Source organism: Acinetobacter sp. AKBS16 (genome assembly GCF_002899995.1).
Taxonomy (GTDB): Bacteria; Pseudomonadota; Gammaproteobacteria; order Pseudomonadales; family Moraxellaceae; genus Acinetobacter; species Acinetobacter baumannii.
Genome location: NZ_POYH01000088.1, coordinates 57974 through 75358 on the forward strand (window position 1 = coordinate 57974; position 17385 = coordinate 75358).

Annotated in this window: 19 protein-coding genes; 13 read left to right on the forward strand and 6 right to left on the reverse strand. The window is 38.9% G+C overall.

Annotation, left to right across the window (positions count from 1 at the left end):
* From C1642_RS20190 to C1642_RS15615, 4 genes are all read left to right on the forward strand, one after another.
* On the forward strand, positions 1 to 77 hold a 77-nt coding region (locus C1642_RS20190), incomplete at its 5' end, for a hypothetical protein (protein WP_416202831.1).
* Positions 78 to 148: 71 nt separating this feature from the next.
* Positions 149 to 556: a nuclear transport factor 2 family protein gene (locus C1642_RS15605; protein ID WP_031998130.1), complete on the forward strand. Its 408-nt coding sequence runs from the start codon at positions 149 to 151 to the stop codon at positions 554 to 556.
* A gap of 42 nt (positions 557 to 598) precedes the next feature.
* Positions 599 to 1315 (forward strand): SGNH/GDSL hydrolase family protein, encoded by a 717-nt coding sequence (locus tag C1642_RS15610; RefSeq protein ID WP_103236557.1) that lies wholly within the window; start codon positions 599 to 601, stop codon positions 1313 to 1315.
* A 19-nt stretch (positions 1316 to 1334) separates the two neighbouring features.
* A complete protein-coding gene (locus tag C1642_RS15615; RefSeq protein ID WP_000513052.1) occupies positions 1335 to 2429 on the forward strand; it encodes a YheT family hydrolase in 1095 nt (364 codons plus the stop codon).
* 53 nt (positions 2430 to 2482) lie between these two features.
* Here C1642_RS15615 and C1642_RS15620 read toward each other — a convergent pair whose 3' ends face one another.
* Both C1642_RS15620 and C1642_RS15625 read right to left on the reverse strand, forming a co-directional pair.
* Positions 2483 to 3328 carry a metal-dependent hydrolase gene (locus tag C1642_RS15620; RefSeq protein ID WP_103236558.1) on the reverse strand — a complete coding sequence of 282 codons (846 nt, stop codon included), beginning with the start codon at positions 3326 to 3328 and terminating at the stop codon, positions 2483 to 2485.
* Between the two features lie 235 nt (positions 3329 to 3563).
* Positions 3564 to 4052 carry a hypothetical protein gene (locus C1642_RS15625; RefSeq protein ID WP_001284535.1) on the reverse strand — a complete coding sequence of 163 codons (489 nt, stop codon included), beginning with the start codon at positions 4050 to 4052 and terminating at the stop codon, positions 3564 to 3566.
* A 223-nt stretch (positions 4053 to 4275) separates the two neighbouring features.
* Here C1642_RS15625 and C1642_RS15630 point away from each other — a divergent pair, with 223 nt between their 5' ends.
* The 3 genes from C1642_RS15630 to eno are packed head-to-tail and all read left to right on the forward strand — an operon-like array spanning position 4276 to position 8137.
* Positions 4276 to 5913: a CTP synthase gene (locus C1642_RS15630; RefSeq protein ID WP_000148660.1), complete on the forward strand. Its 1638-nt coding sequence runs from the start codon at positions 4276 to 4278 to the stop codon at positions 5911 to 5913.
* A gap of 31 nt (positions 5914 to 5944) precedes the next feature.
* A complete protein-coding gene (kdsA, locus tag C1642_RS15635) occupies positions 5945 to 6802 on the forward strand; it encodes a 3-deoxy-8-phosphooctulonate synthase (RefSeq protein ID WP_000080538.1) in 858 nt (285 codons plus the stop codon).
* A gap of 45 nt (positions 6803 to 6847) precedes the next feature.
* On the forward strand, positions 6848 to 8137 hold the full coding sequence (gene eno, locus C1642_RS15640; protein WP_000078452.1) for a phosphopyruvate hydratase: 1290 nt from the start codon (positions 6848 to 6850) through the stop codon (positions 8135 to 8137).
* 96 nt (positions 8138 to 8233) lie between these two features.
* Here eno and C1642_RS15645 read toward each other — a convergent pair whose 3' ends face one another.
* The gene (locus C1642_RS15645) at positions 8234 to 8911 is read right to left on the reverse strand and encodes a DUF421 domain-containing protein (RefSeq protein ID WP_000366082.1); all 678 of its coding nucleotides are present in this window, start codon (positions 8909 to 8911) and stop codon (positions 8234 to 8236) included.
* 625 nt (positions 8912 to 9536) lie between these two features.
* On the opposite strand from C1642_RS15645, the gene ftsB reads away from it, so the two are divergent.
* The 6 genes from ftsB (at position 9537) to pcaD (ending at position 14324) form a co-directional block, all read left to right on the forward strand.
* Entirely contained in the window at positions 9537 to 9926 is a 390-nt protein-coding gene (gene ftsB, locus C1642_RS15650; protein WP_000895054.1) for a cell division protein FtsB, read from the forward strand.
* On the forward strand, positions 9892 to 10608 hold the full coding sequence (gene ispD / locus C1642_RS15655; protein ID WP_103236559.1) for a 2-C-methyl-D-erythritol 4-phosphate cytidylyltransferase: 717 nt from the start codon (positions 9892 to 9894) through the stop codon (positions 10606 to 10608). Before ftsB ends, ispD begins: the two co-directional genes overlap by 35 nt.
* A gap of 349 nt (positions 10609 to 10957) precedes the next feature.
* A complete protein-coding gene (locus C1642_RS15660) occupies positions 10958 to 11629 on the forward strand; it encodes a 3-oxoacid CoA-transferase subunit A (protein ID WP_000566012.1) in 672 nt (223 codons plus the stop codon).
* 18 nt (positions 11630 to 11647) lie between these two features.
* Positions 11648 to 12301, forward strand: a complete 654-nt coding sequence (locus tag C1642_RS15665) for a 3-oxoacid CoA-transferase subunit B (protein WP_000121796.1) — start codon at positions 11648 to 11650, stop codon at positions 12299 to 12301.
* Positions 12302 to 12313: 12 nt separating this feature from the next.
* Positions 12314 to 13534, forward strand: a complete 1221-nt coding sequence (gene pcaF / locus C1642_RS15670) for a 3-oxoadipyl-CoA thiolase (protein ID WP_103236560.1) — start codon at positions 12314 to 12316, stop codon at positions 13532 to 13534.
* Positions 13535 to 13544: 10 nt separating this feature from the next.
* Entirely contained in the window at positions 13545 to 14324 is a 780-nt protein-coding gene (gene pcaD / locus C1642_RS15675) for a 3-oxoadipate enol-lactonase (protein WP_032014983.1), read from the forward strand.
* Between the two features lie 62 nt (positions 14325 to 14386).
* On the opposite strand, the gene C1642_RS15680 is transcribed toward pcaD, so the two are convergent.
* The 3 genes from C1642_RS15680 to C1642_RS20195 form a co-directional block, all read right to left on the reverse strand.
* On the reverse strand, positions 14387 to 15874 hold the full coding sequence (locus C1642_RS15680; protein WP_103236561.1) for an NAD-dependent phenylacetaldehyde dehydrogenase: 1488 nt from the start codon (positions 15872 to 15874) through the stop codon (positions 14387 to 14389).
* Positions 15875 to 15908: 34 nt separating this feature from the next.
* Positions 15909 to 17126 (reverse strand): hypothetical protein, encoded by a 1218-nt coding sequence (locus C1642_RS15685; protein ID WP_103236562.1) that lies wholly within the window; start codon positions 17124 to 17126, stop codon positions 15909 to 15911.
* Between the two features lie 144 nt (positions 17127 to 17270).
* Positions 17271 to 17385: hypothetical protein (locus C1642_RS20195; RefSeq protein WP_416202832.1), on the reverse strand; the 115-nt coding region annotated here is incomplete at its 5' end.

Below are 17385 nucleotides of genomic sequence, written 5' to 3' on the forward strand. Positions count from 1 at the left end.
GTGGTGCTAAAGAAGCAGGTGAGTTGGACGCTAAACGTGCTATTCGTCAAGGTGCTGAACTAGCAGCGGTACTTTAATGACTTAAATGAGCATTGTCTTGGGTAAGAGAATGCTCATTACTAAAACCTATTTGAAGGAAAAATAAAAAATGACACTCGAAATAACTAAACAGTCATTAGAAAAATGGCATCACATGATTCAATCAAATGACTTATCGAACTTAAATGATTTGCTGGCAGATGAAGTCGTTTTCCGTTCACCGGTTGCTTATAAACCTTATGAGGGAAGACAAGTTGTTTTCTTTATTCTCACCAATGTAATTCAGGTATTTCAGAATTTTACCTATCATCGAGAGTTTTATACGGAAAATGGTGAAAATGTAGTGCTGGAGTTTAGTGCGAATGTAGGAGATAAATCATTAAAAGGTATCGATATGATTCGTTTTAATGAGCAGGGTAAAATTATTGATTTTGAAGTAATGATTCGTCCAATGAGCGGTTTAGCTGCATTAGCTGAGCAAATGGGCATACGAATAGCTCAATTTAAACCTCAATAATTTTGTTAAATAGCCTAAGAAAGAATATTGAGGTATATAAAAATGTGGTTAAAACTTTCAACATTTTTTTTATTACCCTTATTGTTCATACAAGGTCATAAAGTTCGAAAGAACACACCACGTTTAGCAGAAGCTAAAGGTGAACGAGAAGGTAGAACTGGTCAAGGTAAACCTTTATCTCTGCTTATTTTGGGAGATTCTGCCGCAGCAGGTGTTGGTGTAGAAAATCAGAAAGATGCCTTGTCTGGTGCTATTATTCAAGAACTGCAAAATGAATTTTCCCTACAGTGGAAACTTCATGCTAAAACTGGTGATACAACTCGACAAGTTTTTAATGCTTTGCAGCATTTGGAAGAGCAGAAGTATGATGTGATTGTGACATCTATTGGTGTAAATGATGTCACAAAGTTGACCTCTGCTAAATCATGGATTAAACAACAGAAGCAATTATTTGAGTATATACAGAAACGTTTTCAGCCAAAGTTGATTATCGTTTCCGGTGTGCCTCCAATGCAACATTTCCCGGCTTTACCGAATCCACTAGCTTGGTTGTTTGGACAATATGCAGTGCAAATGAATCAAAAATTACAACAATGGTTAGCACCACAAAGCCATTTTAAGTTTCTTGAATATGATATTGAAACTTTTCAAGCCATGAACTTGCCTATGGCAAGTGACGGTTTTCATCCAAGTAAAGAAGTTTACGCAGTTTGGGGACGGCAGGTTGCAGCCATAGTGCGGCAATCATTTAACTCATAGTCATAGGTAGTTATTGGATATGGGCATATCTGTTTTTAATAAAATTAAAGATTTCGGTTCGGAGCTGTTCGATTTAGTGTTGGGCGCTGAGCATCCAAAAGTTTATTATCATCCTCAAGGAAAAATAAAAGATATTTTGGATAAGTTGCCACAACTTAAACAGAAATATCGTCCTACGCCTTGGCTCACAAATAGTCATGTTCACTTACTTTATTTTGATCTTATTAGAAAACAAACAATAAAGTTAGCATATGATCGAATTGATCAACTCACTATGAGTGATGGTGGTATTACCGCAATTGCTTGGTATGGCTATAACTTACCGCCAGATACACCAACAGTTGTAATTATGCATACCATTACAGGTACACCTGAGAGTATGCGTGAATTGGTACGCGATTTAAATCGATACACAGGCTGGCGAATTGCATTATGCCTGCGCCGTGGTCACGCAGGTTTGCCAATGCCTGTGCCCCAAATTTCTCTTTTTGGCTCTACGAGTGATTTAAAAGAACAACTTAACCATATTCAAAGTTTATTTCCGGCATCGGATTTATATGCGGTAGGTTCTTCGGCCGGTACGGGGCTGCTAGTTCGTTATTTGGGTGAACAAGGCGAAGATACACCTTTTAAAGCTGCTTTTGCGATGTGTCCGGGCTATAACACGGAAATTGGTTTTAAAAATGTCCATCCTTTTTACAGTAAAATGATGACTAAAAAGCTCTTCAAGTATTTTATTTATCCGTACCAAAATACATGGAGTCAGATTGCATCTTTAGAGAGGGTTTTATCAGCAACCAATTTGGAAGAATTTGAAAAAGAATACTTCGAAATGGCGGGTTTTGAAGATTATGAAACTTACTGTAAATCTATTAACCCGATTTATGTGTTCGAAAATATTAAAATTCCTTTAATGATTTTGAATGCTGAAGATGACCCTGTATGTTCTATTAAAAATTTAGAGCCATATAAAGAGCCAATTCAGCAGATGAGCAATGTTGCTGTGGTGACAACGAAAAAAGGAAGTCATTGTGCATTTTATGAGGGATGGCGCAGTACATCGTGGGCAGCACGTCTCATGGCTGATTATTTTTTAATTGAACATAATAAATAGATAATCTTTGAATATAAATAAAGCCCAGATCTTGGGCTTTATTTTTTTATACCTTAAGATAAAAGGAGTGATCTATCATTTATTCCAAGTTTTACTTTTGTAGCGGCAACTAAAGCTTTTTCATCTGTTTGATTAGGGTGAAAATTAAAACGATAGTATTCAAGAAATTTAGGAATCAACACTTTATATTGTTTGCTCGCAAAGTTAAAAAAGTTGCGCCAAGTCTTGAAATTGGTCAGTTGCTTATCTCGTTTCATTAGAACAATATGGTAAATAGTTGAAAAGGCTGTAATCAAAACTAAACTGAATGTAAAAATTGCAACACGTGGAATATATGCATCTAATCCGTTGCCATATAGATGTTGATATAAATCGAATGCAACAGCTTTATGCTCGGTTTCTTCTACACTGTGCCATAACCATAGGTTGCGAATAGTGTTGTCGGTCATAAGCTCATTTACTGATTGCATCATGCTGACTACCAGAACAGCTGTATAGTGTTCTAATCCAACAGTTACCAATAAATTCCATTTTTTACTAAAAACTTTCTCAATAGCTTTAAGAACAATACCTGTAGCTTTCTCTAGTGATTCTGGATTTAAACCATATTGTTGTGCACTGACATGGAAAGCATGATGTTCTTTAGAATGCATTGCTTCTTGACCAATAAATGCGCCTATTTCTCTGTCTAGAATTTCATTCTCTTTAGCTTTAGCTCGTAAAGCACGGACAGATCTAACAAAGTATGATTCACCTTCAGGAAATAAAGTCGAAAGACCCGTGAAATAGTGGGTGAGAGAAGGCTCATGATTGCACCAATAGCGCGGAGTATCTTCAAAATTGTAGTCCATGCGGCGGACAGGAAAAGAGGCTGGTGTACGGTTTAAAGCTGTTTTCATTTTCTTGCTCCAATCTTTTTTTAGATTAAGTTCCAAAAAGGAACTTGTTAATAAAAATTATAAGCAGACTAGATTGGAGTCAATAAATTTCGAATGATTGAAAATAGATTGTCCTAAAATGATAGACAGGAGAGCTTTAAAGATAAAAAGTAATAAAATTAAATTTATTTGTATTATGACTATTTATATAAATGCCCAAATTAAAAAAATAATTTGGGCATTCTTGAACAGAAGCTTAGTTCTTAAGTGCTGGTGTTGCAGCAGCAATAGCAGCAGCAACGGCATCATCTTCTGTGTTCGCAGGCTCAGTTGCCTTAGCAGCTGGTTTTGACTGAGCTTTTTCCGGTTTAGGTTCAGCTTTAGGCTCAGGTTTTTTTTCTGGTTTAGGTTCTACTTTTGGTGTCTCAGATTTAGGTTGTTCAGCAACTTGTGTCTGTGAAGATTCATCAGAACGCGCAGGACGAGTTTCACGGCGAATTTCAGTTGTCGTGTTAGCAGTTTCTTCACGATGAACTTCAACTTGTGGTTGCTCTTGAACTTGGGCTTCTTGAGTATCTACACTCTCTAAAGATTCAAATTTTGCAGGCTTCTGTGGTTGAGGTTCTGAAACAGCAGTTTCAACCTTGTCTTGCTCTTCTTCTTTCGGTGTCTCTTTTTTAACGCATGCGGTTAACAATAGTCCAGCCGCAATTGCAGCACAGATTAAAAGTTTTTTATTTGCCATTGCCCTAAACAACATTTAATTGAGGAATTGGCATTATAACAGTAAATAGCTATGAAAAAATCATGTCAGATTGAGCTAATTTTTTATTAAAAATGCTGATAGAATAACCAGTTGTTTATTGTTCTTTGAATTGATGCGGTTTGACTTTGCTTTATAGGGGCAGAGTACAGTAAAATTGCCAAACATTGTAGGCCGATTTCGGCTTGATTGTACGAGAAACTTAATGACCCATTTTATTTTTGTCACTGGTGGTGTGGTTTCATCGCTAGGTAAAGGTATTTCTGCTGCTTCTGTTGCTGCACTTTTGGAAGCTCGTGGCTTAAAAGTCACAATGGTTAAAATGGATCCTTATATTAATGTCGATCCAGGGACAATGAGTCCATTCCAGCATGGTGAAGTTTTTGTTACCGAAGATGGTGCAGAAACAGATCTGGATCTGGGTTATTACGAACGTTTCTTACGTCGCGCGAAAATGACCAAACTAAACAACTTCACTAGTGGTCGTGTATATCAAGACGTTTTAAATAAAGAGCGTCGTGGTGATTACTTAGGTGGTACAGTTCAGGTTATTCCTCATATTACCGACAATATTAAAGAACGTGTACTCCGCGCAGGCGAAGGTTATGATGTTGCTATCGTAGAGATCGGTGGTACCGTAGGTGATATCGAATCTTTACCGTTTATGGAGTCGGTTCGTCAGTTAATGGTTGAGCTGGGCCATAAACGTACCATGCTTATGCATTTAACTTTGTTGCCATATATTAAGTCAGCAGCGGAGTTAAAAACAAAACCAACTCAGCACTCTGTAAAAGAGTTACTTTCAATCGGTATTCAGCCAGATATTCTTATCTGTCGTACTGAGTATGATGTTGATGCTGACACTAAACGTAAGATCGCGTTATTCACGAACGTAGAAGCTCGTGCGGTTGTCGTGTGTAAAGATGCGAAAACGATCTATCAAATTCCACGTGGCTTCTATGAGCAAAATGTAGATGACCTGATTTGTGAACGTTTTGGTTTTACTGATTTACCGGAAGCTGACTTAACTGATTGGGATAATGTTGTAGAAGCATTACTTAACCCAGAATACACAGTACGTGTAGCAATGGTCGGTAAGTATGTTGAATTACCGGATGCTTATAAATCTGTAAACGAAGCATTGTTACATGCTGGTATTAAAAATCGCGTAAAAGTACAAATTGATTATGTCAATGCTGAAGAGCTTGAAAGTCAAGATGTTTCTATTTTGAAAACAGCTGATGCGATTTTAGTTCCTGGCGGTTTTGGTGAGCGTGGTACTGAAGGCAAAATGAAAGCTATTCAATACGCACGTGAAAATAGTATTCCTTTCTTGGGAATCTGTTTGGGTATGCAGTTGGCTGTTATTGAATATGCTCGCCATGTTGCAGGTATGCCAGAAGCTTCTTCTACAGAATTTAACCGTTCTACAAAATATCCATTGATTGGTTTAATTACCGAATGGTTAGATGAGCGCGGTGAATTACAACAGCGTAGCCTTGAGTCTGACTTAGGCGGAACAATGCGTTTAGGTGCACAAAAATCAGAATTGGTTGAAGGCACAAAAACTCGTGAAGTTTACGGAAAAGCTGAGATTACCGAACGTCATCGTCACCGTTATGAAATGAATAATCGTTTCATTGAAGCGATTGAACAAGCGGGTATGAAGATTTCTGGTTATTCTTCAGCGCAACATTTAGTTGAAACTGTAGAAATTCCTGAACATCCTTGGTTTATTGCTGTACAATTCCACCCGGAATTTACAAGTTCACCACGTGATGGACATCCATTATTTGCTAGTTTTATTGACGCTGCAAAAACACAGCATCAAAAAAGTAAGTAATGCGATTTTAAAATAAACTGGGAAAGTTTAAATGTCACAATTAAAACCACAAGAAGTTGTACGTTTAGGCGATATACAAATGGCAAATCATTTGCCATTTGTATTATTTGGCGGAATGAACGTACTTGAGTCAAAAGATTTAGCTTTTGAAATTGCTGAAACTTATATTGATATTTGTAAACGTCTGGATATTCCTTATGTATTTAAGGCGAGTTTTGATAAAGCAAACCGTTCTAGTTTGCATTCATTCCGTGGTCCTGGACTTGAAAAAGGTATTGAATGGTTAGGCGACATTAAAAAACATTTTAATGTACCCATTATTACCGACGTTCACGAACCATATCAGGCAGCGCCAGTTGCCGAAGTCGCTGATATTATCCAGCTTCCTGCTTTCTTAAGCCGTCAAACTGATCTTGTTGAAGCAATGGCGAAAACCCAAGCTATTATCAACATTAAAAAAGCACAGTTCTTGGCTCCTCATGAAATGCGCCATATTTTGCATAAATGTTTAGAAGCGGGAAATGACAAACTTATTCTTTGTGAGCGTGGCTCAGCATTTGGCTATAACAATTTAGTTGTAGACATGCTTGGCTTTGACATCATGAAAGAAATGAATGTACCTGTATTCTTTGACGTGACTCATGCTTTACAAACTCCAGGTGGTCGTTCAGATTCAGCTGGTGGCCGCCGTGCTCAAATTACAACTTTAGCGCGCGCAGGTATGGCAACAGGTTTAGCGGGATTATTCCTAGAGTCTCATCCAGATCCAGATAAAGCGAAATGTGATGGACCATCTGCATTGCGCTTGTCACAGCTTGAGCCATTCTTGGCACAACTAAAAGAATTGGATACTTTAGTTAAAGGATTCAAAAAGTTAGATACTCATTGATGCAGGAATTTGCATCGCGTTATTCATTCAACTGAGGAATTGTTCATGAGCCAAATCGTTGACATTCGTGCACGTGAAATTTTGGACTCTCGTGGTAACCCAACCATCGAAGCAGACGTCATCTTAGAATCTGGGGTGGTTGGTCGTGCATGTGCACCATCTGGTGCTTCAACTGGTTCTCGTGAAGCTTTAGAACTTCGTGACGGCGACAAATCTCGTTACTTAGGTAAAGGCGTTCGTACTGCTGTTCAGAATGTAAATAGCTCAATTCATGAATTGCTTGTTGGTCAAAGTGTTTTTGAACAAAAAGCGCTTGATGAAAAAATGATTGCTTTTGATGGCACTGAAAACAAATCTAAATTAGGTGCTAATGCAACTTTGGCGGTATCTTTAGCAGCAGCTCACGCAGCAGCAGCTGAACAAAAACTTCCATTGTTCCAATACATTGCTAACTTACGTGGTCAAACTACTTTGACTATGCCTGTACCAATGATGAACATTTTGAACGGTGGTGCTCACGCAGATAACACTGTTGATATTCAAGAATTCATGATTGAGCCAGTTGGTTTCACTTCATTCGCTGAAGCACTACGTGCTGGTGCAGAAGTATTCCATTCTTTGAAATCAGTTCTTAAGAAACAAGGTTTGAACACAGCTGTAGGTGATGAAGGTGGTTTTGCGCCTAATCTTCGCTCAAATGAAGAAGCGATTACAGTAATTCTTCAAGCAATTGAGCAAACTGGTTATAAAGCTGGTTCAGATATTATGCTTGCACTTGACTGTGCATCTTCAGAATTCTACAAGAATGGGCAATATATTCTTGAAGGTGAAGGCAACAAGTCTTTTACAAGCAATCAATTTGCTGATTACTTAGCTGGTCTTGTTAAGCAGTATCCAATTATCTCTATTGAAGATGGTTTGGATGAGTCTGACTGGGAAGGCTGGAGTTACTTAACTTCAATTCTTGGTGATAAAATCCAATTAGTTGGTGACGATTTATTCGTAACTAATCCTAAGATTTTACAACGTGGTATTGATGAAAAAGTTGGTAACTCAATTTTGATCAAATATAACCAGATTGGTACATTGACTGAAACTTTAGATGCAATCTACCTTGCTAAAGCAAATGGTTACACCACGGTTATTTCTCACCGTTCTGGTGAAACAGAAGATTCAACTATTGCTGATTTAGCAGTAGGTACAGCAGCAGGTCAAATTAAGACTGGTTCACTTTGCCGTTCTGACCGTGTTTCTAAATATAACCAATTGCTTCGCATTGAAGAGTTAACTAAAGCGGTTTACCGCGGTAAAGCTGAATTCAAAGGTTTAAACTAATCTTTTAAATAAAGTTTTATTTATTTAAATATTGATGAAAAATTAATATTTAAATATAAGTGCTATTTCTAAGTGTTAGAAATAGCACTTTTTTATTTACCCTAAGCGCCGGGTTTTTAAAGATTCAGCCCAACTGTGGTGATGACAACGAGAGCATTCTTGATCTAGCTTATTTAAAATTTTAGTTTCGCCACATTTCATACAGGAATAAAAAGTATTAATTTTAAGAACTTCTGCTTTACGATAAGCATCAGGGAATAAGGGAAGTCCCCATTTGACATCTTCATCTTCATAATAAAGCAAGCTCAGAATACCATCCGATTCAAGCAGGGCTGTTCTGACTTGGCCTAAATGTTCAACGTTTTGTTGGCGCATTTCCGAAAAAAACTCATCATGAGAATAGGTCTGTTTTTGGAAATCTTTGTAGACTAAAAGGCCTTCTTTAACGACACAGAGCGCTTTTCCTTCCAATAAATCTTCAATTTTTTTATGTTTTACCATGCCCCAAGTGACAAGACGATATAGAGAAAGAATAGCGATAAAAGCTATCAATGCATGGGCAATCGGTAAATCCTTAGTAAACATAGGATCGCCAGCAGCAGAACCTAAACATAAAATAATGGCAAGTTCAAATAAGGAGAGTTGCCGAATACCACGTTTACCAGATAGCCTTAGAAAACTAATGATAATGATAAACATGATGGTACAACGGACCAAAATTTCTAAAACAAAGGACCACGTTGTGTCACCTATAAGAATATTAGAAAGATCCATCTTTTTCTCACTTGTTTAAATATGTATAAAAAATACATTTAAAATTCATATCAGAATAAAATTAAAAAAAATATACTTTTTAAGTGGTTATTGGTTAAAAAATTGATATATGTGTATTGTTATATGAAATTAAAAGATATAAAACTCATGTATAGAATAGAAGGGCCGAGCTTGAAAAAATGATGATACAGCTATTAAATTTTAAAAAAATTCTGTTTTATTAATTTATCATCTTGAATAAAACTACGGCCGGAATCAAGCATTGTAAGTAATACAATATTTAAACTTTGCTCATTGGTAGTAAGAAGATAGTCTTTATGTTCAGAGAATCTATTTCTTTATATCTTTCAGGAAGCTTTTTTATATTTACTGAGATGCTTTTTTTGTTAATTAGAAGTATTTTTATATGCATAGATTGATTTATAAGCAGTTGTGTTCATAAACATTATTTTCCTTTCCAATTGAGTTGAATTTTGACAAAATGAAACATGTCACAATGGTCAATTTAAAGTAATATGACCATTCATCGTTTTGCAGGAACTTTGCAGGAATTTTGCATGCTGCTTGTAAATTGTCATACAATACAAAAACTTAATCAAAGTTTTTAATTAAAGCTCTTAATGCTATGTTAGAAGTATTTCGTTCCACTTCAAGCAAACTTATATTGCTACTGGTTATTGTTTTAGTGGCTATATTGCAATATCAGTTTTGGTTAGGTGAGGGTGGTTATTTTCCTCATCAAGCGCTTATGCAGCAGATTCAACAACAAGCCGAAGTAAATGACGAGCTTAAAGAGCGAAACCGTATTTTGGCAGCTGAAGTTTTCGACCTAAAGAATGGTACGGAGGCGATAGAAGAGCATGCTCGCCTAGATCTAGGTTTGGTTAAGCCACATGAGACATTTGTTCAAATGAGTACAATTAGTACCCATTACAAACCTATTTATATTGACCCGAACGCTAAAGTAGATTTGGAAACTAATGAGACACCTCCATCACCAGACATCCCAGACTAAATTATGGGCAGTTATTCCTGCGGCTGGTTCAGGAAGTCGGTTTTCCAAAACTGAATTAAAGCAATACCAATATATTCAAGATGCTACGGTTATAGAATATACGGTTAAGCGTTTAAGTCAGCTTCCGCTGACAGGTTATGTTTTGGCAATTGGAAAACAAGATACTTTTGCCTCAACTTTATCTTTTCAAGATAAGCATAAAGCGCATTTTTGTAATGGTGGCGTTGAACGTGTGCACTCGGTATTAAATGCTCTGAATTATCTATCACAGATTGCGGATGAAGATGATTGGGTATTAGTACATGATGCGGCAAGGCCTTGTGTGACTTTTGAATGTTTGAATACTCTTGTTAAAAATGCAATTGAGACTAATCAGAGTGCTATTTTGGCAATTCCGGTACGCGATACGCTAAAACAAGTGAATCAGGAACAGCAAATTGACAAAACAGTGAGTCGAGAGCTGTTGTGGCAAGCTCAAACTCCTCAAATTGCTAAAATTGGAATTCTTAAAAAAGCAATAGAAACAGCGCTAAAAAATAATTTGACTATTACAGATGAGGCGAGTGCACTTGAATCTATAGGAGAGAGTGTACAGGTGGTCATGGGGCGTTCTGATAATATAAAAATTACTTACCCTGATGATTTAGAACTTGCTCGCTTGATTTTACAATCACAAAATTAAGATTTTATATACAGGATAGGTGGTAATTTTTACCTATAAAATAGCCTAAGTGAATATGGTATTTCTACATATCTATTCAAAATAATTAGTATTTTTTTACAACTTGTATTTGTAAGATTGAATAAGTAATTTACTTAGATAATGTTCGATAGTCGAACAAAAAAATCCTAAATCGAACAAAATTATATATAGCTGACTAGATCAAAATCTGAAAATTATCAAAAATGTTTAAAAGGGAAATCTAAGGGAAACACTCGGGATTGAGTGAAATATTTATCTATTCTTCTCGCCTCAGTGTGCCTAAATCTCTTACCTCTCTCTTCTTCAATGAGCACAATGGAGTTGTCTAATGATTGACAAAAGTAAGTCCTCACTAAGCGAGGTTCTATCGCAGATTAAAGATGGTGCAACCATTCTGATTGGTGGTTTTGGTACCGCAGGACAACCCGCTGAACTCATTGACGGTCTGATTGAACTTGGCGTTAAGGACCTGACCATTGTGAGCAACAATGCCGGTAATGGCGATTATGGTCTCGCTAAGCTGCTCAAAGCCGGTTCAATTAAAAAAGTGATTTGCTCTTTCCCACGTCAGTCGGACTCTTATGTATTTGATGAACTGTACCGTGCCGGAAAGGTTGAACTTGAACTGGTACCGCAAGGCAATCTGGCGTGCCGTATTCAGGCAGCTGGTATGGGCCTTGGGGCGGTGTTTACCCCAACTGGCTTTGGAACACTTTTAGCTGAAGGCAAAGAAACCCGTCATATTGATGGTAAAGACTATGTGCTTGAGTATCCGATCAAGGCTGACTTTGCCCTGATTAAAGCTTATAAGGGCGACCGCTGGGGCAATCTGGTTTACCGTAAATCTGCACGTAACTTTGGTCCGATCATGGCCATGGCTGCTGATGTCACCATTGCTCAAGTTTCTGAAGTGGTTGAGTTAGGTGGATTAGATCCGGAACATATCATTACCCCAGGTATCTTTGTACAGCACGTTGTACAAGTACAGCCCGCCCAGTAAGCAATAAGGAGAAATAACATGAGCTACCAGAAACTCAGCCGTGACCAGATTGCACAACGTGTGGCACAAGATATTCCCGATGGCGCCTATGTCAACTTGGGTATTGGTTTACCGACCAAGATTGCCAGCTACTTACCTGCTGACAAAGATGTTTTTCTACATTCTGAAAATGGTTTATTGGCTTTTGGCCCACCGCCAGCTGTGGGTGAAGAAGACCCTGAACTGATTAATGCGGGTAAAGAGTTTGTGACCATGCTTGAAGGCGGCAGCTTTTTCCACCATGGTGACTCCTTTGCCATGATGCGTGGTGGTCACCTTGATATTGCGGTGCTTGGGGCATTTCAGGTGGCAGCCAATGGTGACTTGGCGAACTGGCACACGGGTGCACCGGATGCGATTCCTGCCGTAGGTGGTGCGATGGATTTGGCGGTTGGTGCCAAGAAAGTATTTATCACTACGGACCATGTAACCAAACAAGGTGAGCCAAAGATTGTCGCTGAGCTGACTTATCCAGTTACTGGTAAACACTGTGTGGATCGTATTTACACTGACCTGTGTGTGATTGATGTGACTAGCGAAGGTTTAAAGGTGATTGAGAAAGTTGAAGGTCTTAGCTTTGATGAGTTACAGGCTTTAACAGGTGCAACTTTGATTGATGCGACTCAAGGGTAAGGAAGTAGGGAAATGACATTAAAAAACGCTTATATCATCGATGCCATCCGTACTCCATTTGGCCGTTATGCCGGTGGCCTTGCGCCTGTCCGTGCCGATGACCTTGGCGCTGTGCCGATTAAAGCGCTCATGCAGCGTAACCCAAGTGTAGATTGGGAACAGGTCGATGATGTGATCTATGGCTGTGCCAATCAAGCCGGTGAAGATAACCGTAATGTCGGCCGTATGTCAGCACTGCTTGCTGGGGTACCGTATCAGGTTCCAGCAACCACCATTAACCGTTTGTGTGGTTCATCACTCGATGCCATTGCTATTGCTGCCCGTGCCATTAAAGCAGGTGAAGCAAATCTAGTAATTGCTGGTGGTGTGGAAAGCATGAGCCGTGCACCGTATGTGATGAGTAAGTCTGACAGTGCCTTTGGCCGTAGCCAGAAGATTGAAGACACCACTATGGGCTGGCGTTTCATTAACCCTAAACTTAAAGAATTGTATGGTGTAGACACCATGCCCCAGACTGCCGAAAACGTAGCTGAACAGTTCAACGTCAATCGTGCAGATCAGGACCAGTTTGCCTTGGTGAGCCAACAACGCACCGCAAGCGCGCAAGCCAAAGGCTTTTTTTCTAAAGAAATCGTGGCAGTTGAAATCCCTCAGCGTAAGGGTGATGCGGTGGTGATTGATACCGATGAGCATCCTCGTGCATCAACCACACTTGAAGCTTTAAGCAAACTTAAGCCTGTTGTAAAAGCAGAGGGCACGGTCACTGCGGGTAATGCTTCAGGCATCAACGATGGTGCAGCAGCTCTATTGATTGCTTCTGATGATGCAGTTCAGGCCTACAATCTCAAACCACGTGCCAAGATCATTGCTTCAACAGCAGTGGGTGTAGAGCCACGTATTATGGGTTTTGCTCCGGCACCAGCCATTAAAAAATTACTTAAACAAGCCAACCTGACTTTAGAGCAGATGGATGTGATTGAGCTGAATGAAGCCTTTGCTGCACAAGCTTTGGCAGTGACCCGTGATTTAGGCTTACCAGACAACTCTGACAAGGTAAACCCAAACGGTGGTGCCATTGCTTTAGGCCATCCACTTGGTGCATCAGGTGCACGTCTTGTGACTACAGCCTTAAACCAGCTTGAACAAACAGGCGGTCGTTATGCCTTGTGTTCAATGTGTATTGGGGTGGGTCAAGGCATCGCATTGATTATTGAACGTGTTGAAGCACTTTAAGGAGAAACAAATGCCATCTTTTCAATCTGCCGATGCACAAATTAACTATCAAACCTTTGGTGAGCCATCTTCCCCTGCTCTGGTGTTTTCCAACTCTTTGGGCACCAATTATGGTATGTGGCAAAAACAGTTTAATGAGCTAAAAGATCAATTTTTTGTGATCTGCTATGACACTCGTGGTCACGGTTCATCATCTACGCCTAACGGCCCATACACTGTAGAGCAATTAGGTGAAGATGTTGTCCGTTTACTGGATCATCTGAATATTAGCAAAGCTGCTTTTTGTGGTATTTCCATGGGCGGTTTAACAGGTCAATGGCTGGCGATTTACTACCCTAACCGTTTTAGTCATGTCATTGTGGCAAATACTGCCGCTAAAATTGGACAAGAACAGGCATGGCTTGACCGTGCAAAATTAGTACGTGAGCAAGGTTTACAACCAATCGCAGCTACAGCAGCTTCGAGATGGTTTACAGATCCCTTTATCCAAAGTCATCCTTCAATTGTCAACAACCTGTGTAACGACTTAAGTGCTGGCAGCGCAATAGGTTATGCCAATTGTTGTGAGGCTTTGGCTAAAGCGGATGTCCGTGAGCAATTAAAAGACATCAAAATTCCTGTATTGGTGGTTGCAGGAACTCAAGACCCTGTAACGACAGTTGCAGATAGTCAATTTATGCAGCAGCGCATTCCACAATCAAAACTTGCAGAAATAGATGCCTCTCATATTTCTAATGTCGAGCAACCAGAAGTTTTTAATAAAATCTTAACGGATTTTTTAGTAGATTAATTTAATGATTCAAAAAAATGGCCTATAGGGGCCATTTTTTATATTTCTTAGAGTTTTGAAATTTAATACCGAATCATCACCGATTTTAATTCGGTGTAATCTTCAATAAATGCATCTGAAAACTCCCTACCAATTCCTGAAGCTTTCACGCCACCAAATGGAACTGATGGATCTAAGAACGTATGCATATTAACCCACAAGGTACCTGCTTCAATTTTAGGAATTAAACGTAAGGCTTTAGATAAGTCATTTGTCCAAATACTTGCGGTTAAACCAAAGCGTGACTGGTTCATCAGTTGAATGAGCTCTTCATCAGTGTCGAATGGCATTACCCCAACCACTGGGCCAAAGGTTTCTTCTGAAAATAAAGGATCATCGGTATTTTTAAAGGAAATTAAAGTCGGCTGTACAAAATATCCTGTTTGATCTAGAGCCTCACCACCAGCAATAATCTGATTGTTGGCTTTAGCCATATCTAAATAATGTTTCACTTTATGAAAGTGTGGCTGATTAGAGAGTGGACCAAACATACTTCCTTCATCCATAGCCGATCCAATTTTGAAACCAGAGAGTGCTTTCGAGAGTTTCTCGACTAGTTCATCATGTTTTGTGTGATGTACAAAAAAACGCTCTGGTGATGCACAAACTTGACCTTGATGTACAAAAGCTGCTTGCAACAAAGTCGGTAAAATCTCATCAATATTTGCATCGGCCAAAACAGCTATTGCATTTTTACCACCCAACTCTAGACTCACACGGGTTAAATCACTGCTCATCGCGAGTTTACCAATGGCAATACCGGTTGGGACTGAACCTGTAAACGAAACTTTCTTAACCAGCGGCGACTCAATTAAATATTGTCCCGTCTCCCCCTTACCTGTCACTACATTAATTACACCAGCTGGAATACCTGCCTCAATGGCAAGTTCAGCTAAACGTAATAAAGATAAGCTGGCAAATTCACTAGGTTTAAGCACAATGGTACAACCCGTTGTTAAAGCTGAACCGATTTTCCAAACACCAATCATGAGTGAAAAATTCCAAGGCACAATCCCTGCAACCACACCAATCGGTTGTCTTAAAGTAAAGGCTGTATATTTCTCACCTTGCATAGAAGGAATAGAAGGTTGCATGGTTTGACCATTAATTTTGGTTGCCCAACCAGCAAAATATCTTAAGAAAATAACGGATTGTGCAACTTCAAGATGACGGGAAATATTGATAAGCTTTCCTGTAGACAACGTCTCGAGCTGTGCAAGTTCTTCACCATGTTGCTCAATTAAATCGGCGAGCTTGTTCAGTTTAACGCCACGTTCATACGGCGTCGTTTCAGCCCAAGCATTTTGAAAAGCATGTTCAGCACTTTTCACGGCGCTTTCGACATCGTGTCGACTACCAATACTAATTTGAGCAACGACTTGTTCAGTAGATGGATTCACTATATCCACTTTATCTAAAAGCTCGGCAACAACTAACTTTCCATCAATAAAATGTCCATGTTGACGTGCCATAAATTGCTGTACGCTTTGTAATATCTTAACTTCACTCATTTTTTATTTCTCTCAATTCATTTAAAAGGATTTATTAATAGATGTATTGCAAAATTAACTGCGCATAGACATTAGTTTTGTCATCGTAGTTTTGTGTACCACCACTATGGATATCGTGTTTTGGTTTATACAGCCCAACTAAAGGAATAACATTGAATTTTTTATTAACCGACCAGACCGAAAAGACATCCAGCTCATGTCCATCTACATTAGTTAAAGACTTATTTACTGTTTTGAACTTATAGGCCAAAGCACCCAACATAAAATTTTCTTTTAGATTCATACTGTAAGAAACTTGGTGAATATCTGCATTTTTATTGAATGGTCCAGCATAATTTCCGGCAACTTCACCCTGAAACCATGTACCAAAGCCGACCGTATTTCCATAAAACATAGGGTCGTATTGGTCTGAAAAATGACTAAAACGGTAGCCTAATGAAGGCGTATATTTTGAAGATAAAAAGTTATAGTTCAGCGCTAAGTAGCCAGCATCTTCTTGACCATCTTTTTTATCTTGAACTACAAACTCAGTTTTAACTTGTATCTCTGGTAAAGGTTGATAATTCAAGCGTAAAGCATAATTTTTAAGGTCTTGTCGTCCTGAAACCTGTTCAGCATCTGTAAGATCTAATACGTTTAAATAGGTAAACCCAACGCCCTTATCTTTAAGCTGATACATCAGATCAGTCACAAATAGTTCAGGTGAAAATTGTGCTTTATTGTCTGACTTTAAATAAGCCAGCTTTAGCGTTGTATTCTCTTGCGGTTTATATTGAAGCAAACTTGTAAAATCAAAGCTTCGACGAGCTGCCAGATAATATGCTCCGCCCCGATCTAGTGTGCCATCCGCAGGTGCTTTACCGAGGTTTAACGCATCACCCGCAATGAAGAACCCGTCACCAATCATGATATTTTGTCGACCGATACTTAAATCATAGGTCGTTAACTCATCTTTATTAGTACCGTCTTTAAAACCAATGATCCATTCATTCACATCTGTTTTACGTTCTTTACCATTACTATTTTGGCCTGCGTCACCATCACCAAATGTTGCTGAGCTAATACCGCTCAAGCTTGTATAGAGCTGATTGTTTTTAAAGGTGTATTGTCCTTTCGCACCATATTTAAGATGACCTTCTTGCCAGTTGATTCTTTCATCCTCTAGGTTTTCGCCGTTATAGCTTTTACCGCTACTAAAAGCCCCAAAAGTTGCTTCAAAAGTTGGCTTAATTTCAAGCTCACCAGCATGCACAGTTGAAAAAAATGAGACAAAGAGAGTCCCTCTCATAACCTGAGAAAATAAATTTTTCATTGAGAAATTCCTTTTTTACGAACGGCCTAACCGTGCTCAGGTGCGGGTAACCTATTCGTTACCCACCCTAGATCATGCACCCGTTTAGTGATGGTCGTGCTGCGTGTTTTGCTCTTGTTCACCCAAGTTTAAAGTCGGGGTGTTGTCAAAGAAGTTCCAAGGTTTGATGAGCGTATTCACCCATTCTGTCGGCATGATT